Consider the following 12,171-nt stretch of genomic DNA (forward strand, 5'->3'; position numbering starts at 1 on the left):
CTGGCGGCGTTGCGGCAGACCGCCAATGTTAAAATCGTGATCTTTCCCGCCGTGCTTGACGCAATGCAGCGCAATGCGCCGCGCGGCACGCCTTCTCACCGCTTGCTCGTTCACGCCCCATCACCATGACGTCCCAACTGCACAAAAAAGGCGAAGCCTGGTCGGCTCGCTTCTCCGAACCCATGTCGGAGCTGGTCAAGCGCTACACGTCGTCGGTCTTCTTCGACAAGCGCCTCGCGCTCGTCGATATCGAGGGCTCGCTCGCACACGCGTCGATGCTGGCCGCGCAGAAGATCATCTCCGCCGACGACCTCGCCGCCATCGAGGGCGGCATGGCGAAGATCAAGGGCGAGATCGAGCGCGGCGAATTCGAATGGCTGCTCGACCTCGAAGACGTGCACCTGAACATCGAAGCGCGCCTGACCGCCCTGATCGGCGATGCGGGCAAGCGGCTGCACACGGGCCGCTCGCGCAACGACCAGGTCGCGACCGACATCCGCCTCTGGCTGCGCGGCGAGATCGACCGCATCGGCGGCCTGCTCGGCGACCTGCGCGGCGCGCTGCTCGACCTGGCCGAACAGCACTCGGGCACGATCATGCCGGGCTTCACGCACCTGCAAGTGGCGCAGCCGGTCACCTTCGGCCATCACCTGCTCGCCTATGTGGAAATGTTCACGCGGGACGCCGAGCGCATGGTGGACTGCCGCAAGCGCGTGAACCGTCTGCCGCTCGGTGCGGCGGCGCTCGCGGGCACGAGCTTTTCCGTAGACCGCTTCGCCGTGGCGAAGACGCTGGGCTTCGACGGCATCTGCGCAAACTCGCTCGACGCCGTGTCCGACCGCGACTTCGCCATCGAATTCACGGCGGCGGCCGCGCTGGTGATGACGCACGTCTCGCGCTTCTCGGAAGAGCTGGTGCTGTGGATGAGCCCGCGCGTGGGCTTCATCGATCTGGCCGACCGCTTCTGCACGGGCTCGTCGATCATGCCGCAAAAGAAGAACCCGGACGTGCCGGAACTCGCGCGCGGCAAGACCGGCCGCGTCAACGGCCATCTCATGGCGCTCCTCACGCTCATGAAGGGCCAGCCGCTCGCCTACAACAAGGACAACCAGGAAGACAAGGAGCCGCTGTTCGACACGGTCGATACCGTGGCAGACACGCTGCGCATCTTCGCGGAGATGGTCGCGGGCATCACGGTCAAGGAGCAGGCGATGCGCGCGGCGGCGCTGCAGGGCTTCTCCACGGCCACGGATCTGGCCGACTACCTCGTCAAGAAGGGCCTGCCGTTCCGCGACGCGCACGAAGCCGTGGCGCACGCGGTGCGGATCTGCGTGGACCGCAACTGCGATCTGGCCGACCTCACGCTCGACGAGATGCGCCGCGAACTGCCGGCCGTGTCGAACCTGCTGGCCGAAGACGTGTTCGCAGTGCTGACGCTCGAAGGCTCGGTCTCGGCGCGCAACCATCCGGGCGGCACCGCGCCCGAGCAGGTGCGTGCGGCCATCGCGGCGGCGCGCGCGGCGCTCAAGTAAGCGCAGCGCAACGGGCGGAAAACGCCCGCACTCTAAAGCCCAACCGGGCGCGCGACGGACAACGTCGCGCGCCCGGTTTGCTTTTGGGCGGCGCACAAGGTGACCATGCCCATGAGGACACACATGACAGCGCGCTGTACCCGCAGCAAAATGCCGGAAGTGTGCGCCCGGCAGCCGCGCGTCATGGCCTACGATCCCGCGCCATACTGACGACTTGCTCCGTCAGGTTTCGTCTTCGCCCCCAACACCTGCCCCATGATCGTCCGCCCTCACCTCCACTGGTTCCGCATGCTGCTCGCGTGGCGCGGCTCCGTGCTGCCGCAACTTCTGCCGCGCCTTTTCATCGTGCTGGTACTGTCGATCATCGCAGTGGCCGCGCACGATCACATCCTCAAGCTCACGGTCAACCTGAGCACCGTGCCGTTCTCGCTGATCGGTATTGCGCTCGCGGTGTTTCTCGGCTTTCGCAACAGCGCGAGCTACGACCGGTACTGGGAAGGCCGCAAGCTCTGGGGGCAAATGCTCAATGAGACGCGCTCGCTGGTGCGCCAGGCGCTGACGCTCCCGCGCAGCGGCGACGAAACCGCCACGCGCGAGCGGGCCCGCGAACTCACGAGTCTGCTCGCTGCGCTGCCGCATGCGCTGCGCCATCAACTGCGCAACACCGACCCGCGCGCCGATCTCGAGTCGCGCCTGGCGCCCGCGCTGTTCGCGCGCGTGATGGCGGCGCGCTACCGCCCGGCCACGCTCCTGCTGTGCGCTTCGGAATGGGTCCAGCGCGAGACGCGCGAAGGCCGCCTCGACGGCTACGCGGTGCTCGCGTTCGAACATAATCTCAATGGCATTTCGGATGTGATCGGCGGGTGCGAGCGCATCGTCTCCACGCCGCTGCCGTTCGCCTATACGGTGATGATTCATCGCACCGTGTACTTCTTCTGCGCGATGCTGCCGTTCGGCCTCGTCGACAGCATCGGCGGTTTGACGCCGATCTTCGCCGTGTTCGTGGCCTACGCGTTCATGGCCCACGAGGCGATCGCCTCGCAGCTCGAAGACCCGTTCGGCACCGAAGACAACGACCTCGCGCTCAACCTGATGTCGACCGGCATCGAGGTCGCGTTGCACGACCTGATGGGCGAGCCGACTGCGCTGCCGGCGCGCGCGCCGGAGCAGTTCATCCTCGACTGAAGGCGCAGCCTCAGTGGTTGTTCACCGTTTCGGCGAGGCGCTTCAAGGTCGCGAGGCGCCCGCCTAGCAGATCGAGCCGCGCATGCTCGTCGATGAGCGGCGTGGTCGCGTCGCGATACGCGCGCCATTCGCTTTGTGCGCGTGCAACCGTAGGCCGGGCGTGCTTCGGCATGCGCGCATAGAGCTGACGGTAGTAGCGATTGAGGTCATAGCTCACGTGCTCGCAGCGCGCATCGGCGCTGCAGGCGCGCACCTTTGGCGCGTCGCCGTCGTACGTCGTCGCCTGGTTGCGCAGCGCGAGCGCGCGATCGCGCACCGGCTGCAGGCGCATGTCCGCCTCGTAGAGCTGGTAGGTGCTGCCGCTCGTGGTCGCGAACGCGGCGCCGAGCATGGTGTCCTCGGCGTCGCGCCAGGCCACCCACTTCTGCTGGCTCAGTTGCCAGCGCTTTTGCTGCGCGGCCGGCAGCTTCGCGAGCAGTTGCGCGAGCGCGTTGTCGGCGGCCTTGCGCCATGCGGTGCGCGCGTCGTCCATGCACTGGATCTGGCCAGCCGTCGACGACCGGTCCGCGCGCGCGAGACAGGTGCGCATGGCCGTATCGATCGGATCGGCCGCCGCGACCTCGGCGCGCGCCGCCGGTGCCACGGCGAACAGCACCGTGGCGGTCGAAATCACCGACAGCGTCGACACCATCGCAGCAAAATAACGCGCTAGCCGCGCCGAAGAACCCCCCAACATTCCCCTCCCCTCGCGCGTTCAGTCGCGCACGCAATCCACGAAATACTCGATGCGGCCGTTGATGGTCTCGCCCACGAGCCCGTGGATGTCGGTATGGAAGCCCGGGAAGCGCTCGTTGAACTCGCGCGCGAACTTCAGATAATTCACGATCGTCTTGTTGAAGCGCTCGCCCGGAATCAGCAGCGGAATACCCGGCGGATACGGCGTGAGCAGGATCGACGTGACGCGGCCTTCGAGTTCGTCGACAGGCACGCGGTCGATCTCGCGGTGGGCGAGCTTCGCGAACGCATCCGACGGCTTCATCGCAGGCTCCATGCTCGAGAGGTACATCTCGGTCGTGAGGCGCGCGATATCGTTGGCACGGTAGACGCTGTGGATCTGCTGGCACAGGTCGCGCAGGCCCACGCGCTCGTACATCGGATGCTGCGCGACGAATTCGGGCAGCACGCGCCAGAGCGGCTGGTTGTTGTCGTAGTCGTCCTTGAACTGCTGGAGCTCGGTCACCATCGAGTTCCAGCGGCCCTTCGTGATGCCGATCGTGAACATGATGAAGAACGAGTACAGCCCCGTCTTCTCGACGATGATGCCGTGCTCGGCCAGGTACTTCGTCACGATCGCGGCCGGAATGCCGGTTTCGCCGAATTCGCCGTCCACGTCCAGGCCCGGCGTGACGATGGTCGCCTTGATCGGGTCCAGCATGTTGAAGCCTTCCGCCAGCGCGCCGAAGCCGTGCCAGTGGTCGTTCGGGCGCAGCATCCAGTCTTCGCGCGAGCCGATGCCTTCTTCGGCCAGCTCGTCCGGGCCCCAGACCTGGAAGAACCAGTCGTCGCCGTACTCGGCGTCCACCTTGCGCATGGCGCGGCGGAAGTCGAGCGCTTCGGCGATCGACTCTTCCACCAGTGCCGGGCCGCCCGGCGCTTCCATCATCGCGGCGGCCACGTCGCACGACGCGATGATCGCGTATTGCGGCGACGTGGACGTGTGCATCAGATACGCCTCGTTGAAGCGGTGGCGGTCGAACGCGCTGTCTTCCGAATCCTGCACGACGATCTGCGAGGCCTGCGAGATGCCGGCGAGCAGCTTGTGCGTGGAGTGCGTCGCGAACACCAGCGCCTTGGTGCGCGGACGGCCCGCGCCGATCGCGTGCATGTCCTGATAGAACTCGTGGAATTCGGCGTGCGGCAGCCAGGCTTCGTCGAAGTGCAGCGTGTCGAGCATGTCGCCGAGCAGATCCTTGATCATCTCGACGTTGTAGACCACGCCGTCGTACGTGCTCTGCGTGATCGTCAGAATGCGCGGCTTCACGTTCGGATTCTTCGCGAGCGCCTCGCGGGCGAACGGATTCGCCTCGATCTTCTTGCGGATGTTCTCCGGCTTGAACTCGTCGCGCGGAATCGGGCCGATGATGCCGAAGTTGTTGCGCGTCGGCGTGAGGAACACGGGAATCGCGCCCGTCATCGTGATCGCGTGCAGGATCGACTTGTGGCAGTTGCGGTCGACCAGCACGATGTCGCCGGGCGCGACCGTTGCGTGCCAGACGATCTTGTTCGACGTGGACGTGCCGTTGGTCACGAAGAACACGTGATCCGCGCTGAAGATGCGCGCCGCGTTGCGCTCCGAGGCCGCGACCGGGCCGGTGTGATCGAGCAGCTGGCCGAGTTCCTCGACCGCATTGCAGACGTCGGCGCGCAGCATGTTTTCGCCGAAGAACTGGTGGAACATCTGGCCGAGCGGATTCTTCAGGAAAGCGACGCCGCCCGAGTGACCCGGGCAGTGCCACGAGTACGAACCTTCGTCGGCGTACTTGACGAGTTCCTTGAAGAACGGCGGCGCGAGCGCGTCGAGATACACGCGCGCTTCGCGAATCACGTGGCGCGCGACAAACTCCGGCGTGTCCTCGAACATGTGGATGAAGCCGTGCAGCTCGCGCAGGATGTCGTTGGGCAGATGGCGCGAGGTACGCGTCTCGCCGTACAGGAAAATGGGGATGTCCGAGTTGCGCTTGCGCACCGCTTCCATGAACGCGCGCAGCGCGACGATGGCGGGCGCGTGCTCGGGCGCTTCCTCGTCCGAGCCTTCGACGTAGGGCAGCAGCTCGTCGTCGTCGATCGAGAGGATGAAGCACGCGGCGCGGCTCGACTGCTGCGCGAACGACGTGAGGTCGCCGTAGCTCGTCAGCCCGAGGACTTCCGCGCCCTCTTTCTCGATGGCTTCGGCGAGCGCGCGGATGCCGGAACCCGAGATGTTCTCGGAGCGAAAGTCTTCGTCGATGATGACGACGGGAAAACGAAACTTCATGGGCGATTCTCCAAAAGAAACGACCGCTGCATATGACGCGCAGCGGTCCCCGTATGTCGTTGAATCCGGTAGTGTTGTGCGCTGGAACTCAGGTCTTCGGCAGGGTGACGCCGTGCTGGCCTTGATACTTGCCGCCGCGATCCGCGTACGAGACCTCGCAGATCTCGTCGCTTTCGAAGAACAGCACTTGCGCCACCCCTTCGTTCGCGTAGATTTTCGCAGGCAAAGGTGTCGTATTTGAGAATTCGAGCGTGACATACCCTTCCCACTCGGGCTCGAACGGCGTGACGTTCACGATGATCCCGCAGCGCGCGTAGGTCGACTTGCCCAGACACACCGTCAGGACGTTGCGCGGAATGCGGAAATACTCGACCGTGCGCGCGAGCGCGAACGAATTGGGCGGGATGATACAGACGTCGCCCTTGAAGTCAACGAACGACTTTTCGTCGAAGTTCTTCGGATCGACGATGGTCGAATTGATGTTCGTGAAGATCTTGAATTCGTCGGCGCAGCGGATGTCGTAGCCGTAGCTCGAGGTGCCGTAGCTCACGATCTTGCGGCCGTCTTCCGACATACGGACCTGATCGCGCACGAACGGCTCGATCATCTTCTGCTCTTCGGCCATGCGCCGGATCCACTTGTCGGACTTGATTGCCATGTTCGCTACTTGACGAGAAATTCGGGTCGGGAAAGCATGCGGACGGACCCACCGGGCGCGCGCCGCGTGCGAAAGGCGCCTATTTTACGCGATGTGGATCGCCATGCCTGGAACTGCGTTTCGCGCCGGCGCCAACGCCGCGCTCACTGGGCGCGGATCAGGCCGCAGGCGAGCGCCGGGCCCGTGCCGCGCTGCGGGTACGCGTAGGGGTCGATGGCGTCCCGGTGCACGATCACCGCGCGTTGCAGGACGGAGCGCACGCCGTCGAGCGAGACGTCGGGGGCGACGATAAAGCCCGACGCCACGCCGTTCGAATCCGCATGGATATTGCCGAGGTCGCCTTCCACGCGCGCGCCGGGCTTCAGGCGCTCCGCGGCGGGCGCGAACACGGCGCCGGCGCTCGAGGCGTCGGTGGCGTTGCAGTCGCCGCGCTCGTGCACCTGCAATGCGTGATCGCTGTCGGGCTGCAGGCCCGCGAGGTTGTAGCTCACCTGCACGCCGTCCGAATGTTCGACGAACGAAACCGTGCCGCGCACCTGGCTGCCGACAGTGGGCAGCAACTGGGCGACCGCGCGCTTTTCCTGCTGCCCCATGAAGCTCGTGCAGCCCGCCATCAGCGCGCAGCCGCAGAGCGTGACGAGGGCGATCATCCTGACGACCTGCGCATTCCCCGCTTGCCTGTCGTGTCCTTTATCCATGCGATCCTCTTGCCGGGCGGCGGCAGCCCCGTTGCTGCCGCCATACCGGACCCGATGAAGCCCACATGATACCGCGCAGGCGGCGCGGCGCGCGCCTATCTGTCCCCATGCGCGGGGCGCCGCACGAGCGCTGCGGCCGCACCGGCGCTCAGGTGTTCTGCACGACGATGGTCGGGAACTTCGAGGTCATGTCGCGGGCGCGCTCGGCGATCTGGATCGCCACGCGCCGCGCAATCGCGCGATAGGTTGCCGCCACCGGCCCCTCGGGTGCGGCCACCACGGTGGGGTTGCCCGAATCGGCCTGCTCGCGAATGGCGATGTCGAGCGGCAGGCTGCCGAGCACTTCCACGCCGTACTCCTTGGCCATGCGCTCGCCGCCGCCCGCGCCGAAAATATGCTCGGCGTGGCCGCAGTTCGAGCAGATATGCACGGCCATGTTCTCGACGATGCCGAGAATCGGAATGCCCACCTTCTCGAACATCTTGAGGCCCTTCTTCGCGTCGAGCAGCGCGATGTCCTGCGGCGTCGTGACGATCACGGCGCCCGTGACGGGCACGCGCTGCGAGAGCGTGAGCTGGATGTCGCCGGTGCCCGGGGGCATGTCGACCACGAGATAGTCGAGCTCGCGCCAGTTGGTCTGACGCAGCAGCTGCTCGAGCGCGGAAGTGGCCATCGGGCCGCGCCAGACCATCGGGTTGTCCTGCTCGATCAGAAAGCCGATCGAGTTGGCCTGCACGCCGTGGCCTTCGAGCGGATTCATCGACTGCCCGTCGGGCGATTCGGGGCGGCCTTCGATACCGAGCATCATCGGCAGCGAAGGGCCATAGATGTCCGCGTCGAGCACGCCGACCGAAGCGCCTTCGGCGGCGAGCGCGAGCGCGAGATTCACGGCGGTCGTGCTCTTGCCCACGCCGCCCTTGCCCGAGGCGACGGCGACGATGTTCTTCACGTTGGGCAGCAGTTTCACGCCGCGTTGCACCGTATGCGCGGTAATCTCGCTTCTGACCGCGACGCGGCTCGCCTTCACGCCCGGCACGGCGGCAAGCGCCGCTTCGACCTGCGCGCGCACCGCGTCGAACTGGCTCTTCGCCGGATAGCCGAGCACGATCTCGACGCCGACCGTATCGCCATCGACGGTCACGTTGCGCACGCCCTTGGCCACCGTGTAGGGATGGCCCGTGTTCGCGTCCGTCAAGGCCGCGAGCGCGGCGTCGACCAAAGCCCGATCTATGCTCATTGAAACTCCGTGGGGAGAATGCCGGTCTGCGTTAGCGCCGATCCGAGTGAGGACTGATCGCCTACGCGCCGGAAATCGAAAGAAATTGTTAAGCTGCATTGCGCAAAATTGCCCGAAAGGGCACGCTTCGCGGCAGCATCGATTTTGTATGCCGACCAGGCGGTCTCGAAGCCGCGACCCAGCGGCCTTTCGCCTGGCGGCGCAAACCTCAAGGCGTCATTGTAGTAGCTGCCGCCGCGCACCGTTCGAAGACCCTGTTCGCAAGCGGGGCCGCGAACGCCGCAGGCAGCGTCCGTTCCACTCAAGAAAGGAAAGCAAATGAACACAAGAATCCTGACTCGCCTGTCCGTCTTCGCCATCGCCGGCGCGCTCGTCGCCGGCTGCGCGACGCAGCAGGGCACCAACACGGCTGTCGGCACCGGTGTCGGCGCAGGCACGGGCGCGGCGATCGGCGCCATCTTCGGCGGCGGCAAGGGCGCGGCAATCGGCGCGGGCGCGGGCGCACTGGTCGGCGGCATCACCGGCTACAACTGGCAAAACATCCACAACAAGCTCTCGGGCGCCACCAAGGGCACCGGCACGAAGATCACCGAGCAGCCGGACGGCTCGCTCAAGCTCGACATCCCGAGCAATGTGACGTTCGACACCAGCAGCTACGCGATCAAGCCGTCGTTCGCGCCGGTGCTCGACCAGGTCGCGCAGACCCTCCAGCAGAACCCGGAAGTGGTTGCGCAGGTGGTCGGCCATACGGATAACACGGGCTCCGCCGCCTACAACCAGACGCTGTCGGTCAACCGCGCACAGAGCGTCGTGAACTACCTCGCGTCTCGCGGCATTCAGATGCAGCGCATGGCGGCGGAGGGACGCGGCGATACGCAACCGATCGCCGACAACAACACCGAAGCGGGCCGCGCCGCCAACCGCCGCGTGGAAATGTACCTGCGCGCGACGTCGCAGCACCAGGGCGGTTAAGCTCGCCCGACGCAGTCGCCGGGAACGCAGTGCCGGCGACTGCGCAGAAAAAACAGCGACACATTGACGGGGCGGCAGTCATGCCGCCCCGTTTGCATTTGGAGTTGCTCGAACACGCGCTCCGATACCCTTGCTGGACGGCCCTCTCAAGCCTGCTTCAATGCGCTTGCAGAGAATCGAAAAAATTTTCGAACTCTCGGGAAGCCGTGCTGTCTGTCTTTACGGTACGTGTGCGGCAGTGCCGCCGCGTCACCATTCTCCTCTTGTCGTTGTTGCTCCGGGGCCAATCTTGCCCCGGTTTTTTTTTGGCCGCAATTTGTGCGTCGCAGCATCCCCGCGACTCACGCAGCCCGCGCCCCATCCAGGCATTGCGCATACGAGCGTCCACCGGCTCGCCGAACGGCGCTGCGCCTGCCCTGCTAAAATCGCGCTTTCCCCCCGCAACATCGGACTTCCCCTCACTTATGTCAGCACCCGCCACCGACCTCGCAGCAGCCGGCGCGCATGCCAATGAAAGCGGCCGCCGCCAGATTCTCGTTACGTCTGCTCTGCCGTACGCCAACGGTCAGATCCACATCGGCCACCTGGTCGAGTACATCCAGACGGACATCTGGGTTCGCGCGCTGCGAATGCATGGTCACGAGGTTTACTACGTCGGTGCCGACGACACGCACGGCACGCCCGTCATGCTGCGCGCGGAGAAGGAAGGCCTCACGCCGCAGCAGCTGATCGCGCGCGTGTGGCAGGAGCACAAGCGCGACTTCGACAGCTTCGGCGTGTCGTTCGACAATTACTACTCGACGGACTCCGAAGAGAACCGTGTGCTCTCCGAGTCGGTGTATCTGGCGCTCAAGGAAGCGGGTTTCATCGAGACGCGCGACATCGAGCAGGCCTACGACCCGGTCAAGAACATGTTCCTGCCGGACCGCTTCATCAAGGGCGAGTGCCCGAAGTGCGGCGCGAAGGACCAGTACGGCGACAGCTGCGAAGTATGCGGCTCGACTTACGCGCCCACTGACCTGAAGAATCCGTACTCGGTGGTCTCGGGCGCGACGCCGATCCGCAAGACCTCGACGCACTACTTCTTCCGTCTCTCGGACCCGCGCTGCGAAGACTTCCTGCGCGGCTGGGTGAGCGGCCTCGCGCAACCGGAAGCGACCAACAAGATGCGCGAGTGGCTGGGCGAATCGGGCGAATCGAAGCTCGCCGACTGGGACATCTCGCGCGACGCCCCCTACTTCGGCTTCGAGATTCCGGGCGCGCCCGGCAAGTACTTCTACGTGTGGCTCGATGCGCCCGTGGGCTATTACGCGAGCTTCAAGAACCTGTGCGAAAAGCGCGGCCTCGATTTCGAGGCATGGGTGAAGGCCGGCTCGAAGACCGAGCAGTACCACTTCATCGGCAAGGACATCCTGTACTTCCATACGCTGTTCTGGCCGGCGATGCTGCAGTTCTCGGGCCACCGCACGCCGACCAACGTCTTCGCACACGGCTTTTTGACCGTGGACGGCGCGAAGATGTCGAAGTCGCGCGGCACGTTCATCACGGCGGAAAGCTATGTGACCATGGGCCTGAACCCCGAGTGGCTGCGCTACTACTTCGCCGCGAAGCTCAACAGCACGATGGAAGACCTCGACCTGAACCTCGAAGACTTCCAGGCGCGCGTGAACAGCGACCTCGTCGGCAAGTACATCAACATCGCAAGCCGCGCGGCGGGCTTCCTGATCAAGCGCTTCGACGGTCGCGTGCAGGACAGCGCGATGCACCATCCGCTGCTCGAGCAACTGCGCGGCGCGATTGCGCAAATCGCTGCGCACTACGAAGCACGCGAATACAGCCGCGCGCTGCGCCAGACGATGGAACTCGCCGACGCCGTGAATGGCTACGTCGACACGGCCAAGCCGTGGGAACAGGCCAAGGATTCGGCCAACCCGGTGGCGCTGCACGAGACCTGCAGCGTGAGCCTCGAGGCGTTCCGCCTGCTTTCGCTTGCGCTGAAGCCGGTGCTGCCCACGCTCGCAGAAGGGGTGGAACAGTTCCTCGCGATCGAGCCGCTGACCTGGGCCGATGCCGGCAAGGCGCTTTCGTCGCAACAGCCGATCAACGCGTACAAGCACCTGATGACGCGCGTCGATCCGAAGCAGATCGAAGCGCTGCTTGCCGCCAACCGCGATTCGCTGCAGGCAACCGATGCACCCGCCGCTGCGGCTGCGGATGCGAACAAGAAGTCGAAGGCTGCCAAGGAAGCGAAGAAGCCTGCCGCCGATGAAACGCCGGAAGTCATCTCCATCGACGACTTCGCGAAGATCGACCTGCGCGTGGCGCTGATCGTCGACTGCCACTTCGTCGAAGGGTCGGACAAGCTGCTGCAGCTCACGCTCGACGTGGGCGAGGAAAAAACCCGCAACGTGTTCTCGGGTATCCGTTCGGCGTACAAGCCGGAGGACCTCAAGGGCAAGCTCACGGTGATGGTCGCGAACCTCGCGCCGCGCAAGATGAAGTTCGGCATGTCCGAAGGCATGGTGCTCGCGGCGTCTTCGGCCGACGAGAAGGCCGAACCGGGTCTGTACATTCTCGAGCCGCATAGCGGCGCGAAGCCGGGCATGCGCGTGCGTTAATGCGACACAAGCGCAAACGCCATGGCGTTGCACCACTCGCAAAAAGGCACACCCCGGAGGTGTGCTTTTTTTATGGCGCCGACGCTACGGCATCAGCACGTGGGGCCATACAAACGCCGGAGAGCGGCACTATCGGTAGCGTCGCGCCGGCTGCCCCAGGACCTTCACCGGGCTCACGCGAATCACATTCGCATTCATCCATGGCAAGGTAATCCTGCTGGAAAACGCGTGCATGAA

General features: G+C 65.2%; 9 protein-coding genes. 4 read left to right on the forward strand and 5 right to left on the reverse strand.

Annotation, left to right across the window (positions count from 1 at the left end; all coding sequences use genetic code 11):
- Nucleotides 1-125: 125 nt before the first annotated feature.
- Both argH and BFD71_RS16725 read left to right on the forward strand, forming a co-directional pair.
- Nucleotides 126-1,532: an argininosuccinate lyase gene (gene argH / locus BFD71_RS16720; RefSeq protein WP_069265428.1), complete on the forward strand. Its 1,407-nt coding sequence runs from the start codon at nucleotides 126-128 to the stop codon at nucleotides 1,530-1,532.
- 255 nt (nucleotides 1,533-1,787) lie between these two features.
- Nucleotides 1,788-2,717 (forward strand): bestrophin family protein, encoded by a 930-nt coding sequence (locus BFD71_RS16725; RefSeq protein ID WP_069265429.1) that lies wholly within the window; start codon nucleotides 1,788-1,790, stop codon nucleotides 2,715-2,717.
- A 10-nt stretch (nucleotides 2,718-2,727) separates the two neighbouring features.
- On the opposite strand, the gene BFD71_RS16730 is transcribed toward BFD71_RS16725, so the two are convergent.
- The 5 genes from BFD71_RS16730 to apbC all read right to left on the reverse strand — a co-directional run bounded on the left by BFD71_RS16730 (nucleotide 2,728) and on the right by apbC (nucleotide 8,344).
- Nucleotides 2,728-3,453 carry a lysozyme inhibitor LprI family protein gene (locus BFD71_RS16730; protein ID WP_069265430.1) on the reverse strand — a complete coding sequence of 242 codons (726 nt, stop codon included), beginning with the start codon at nucleotides 3,451-3,453 and terminating at the stop codon, nucleotides 2,728-2,730.
- Nucleotides 3,454-3,471: 18 nt separating this feature from the next.
- The gene (locus BFD71_RS16735; protein ID WP_069265431.1) at nucleotides 3,472-5,751 is read right to left on the reverse strand and encodes an arginine/lysine/ornithine decarboxylase; all 2,280 of its coding nucleotides are present in this window, start codon (nucleotides 5,749-5,751) and stop codon (nucleotides 3,472-3,474) included.
- An 88-nt stretch (nucleotides 5,752-5,839) separates the two neighbouring features.
- The gene (gene dcd / locus BFD71_RS16740) at nucleotides 5,840-6,409 is read right to left on the reverse strand and encodes a dCTP deaminase (protein WP_028207739.1); all 570 of its coding nucleotides are present in this window, start codon (nucleotides 6,407-6,409) and stop codon (nucleotides 5,840-5,842) included.
- Between the two features lie 143 nt (nucleotides 6,410-6,552).
- The gene (locus tag BFD71_RS16745; RefSeq protein ID WP_256094763.1) at nucleotides 6,553-7,059 is read right to left on the reverse strand and encodes a superoxide dismutase family protein; all 507 of its coding nucleotides are present in this window, start codon (nucleotides 7,057-7,059) and stop codon (nucleotides 6,553-6,555) included.
- A gap of 196 nt (nucleotides 7,060-7,255) precedes the next feature.
- Nucleotides 7,256-8,344, reverse strand: coding sequence for an iron-sulfur cluster carrier protein ApbC (gene apbC, locus BFD71_RS16750; protein WP_069265433.1), 1,089 nt, complete (start codon nucleotides 8,342-8,344; stop codon nucleotides 7,256-7,258).
- A 318-nt stretch (nucleotides 8,345-8,662) separates the two neighbouring features.
- On the opposite strand from apbC, the gene BFD71_RS16755 reads away from it, so the two are divergent.
- A complete protein-coding gene (locus BFD71_RS16755) occupies nucleotides 8,663-9,316 on the forward strand; it encodes an OmpA family protein (RefSeq protein WP_069265434.1) in 654 nt (217 codons plus the stop codon).
- A 464-nt stretch (nucleotides 9,317-9,780) separates the two neighbouring features.
- Nucleotides 9,781-11,934 carry a methionine--tRNA ligase gene (metG, locus tag BFD71_RS16760; protein WP_069265435.1) on the forward strand — a complete coding sequence of 718 codons (2,154 nt, stop codon included), beginning with the start codon at nucleotides 9,781-9,783 and terminating at the stop codon, nucleotides 11,932-11,934.
- Nucleotides 11,935-12,171 lie beyond the last annotated feature (237 nt).

Source organism: Paraburkholderia nodosa (assembly GCF_001718195.1).
In the GTDB taxonomy this organism is placed as follows: Bacteria; Pseudomonadota; Gammaproteobacteria; order Burkholderiales; family Burkholderiaceae; genus Paraburkholderia; species Paraburkholderia nodosa_A.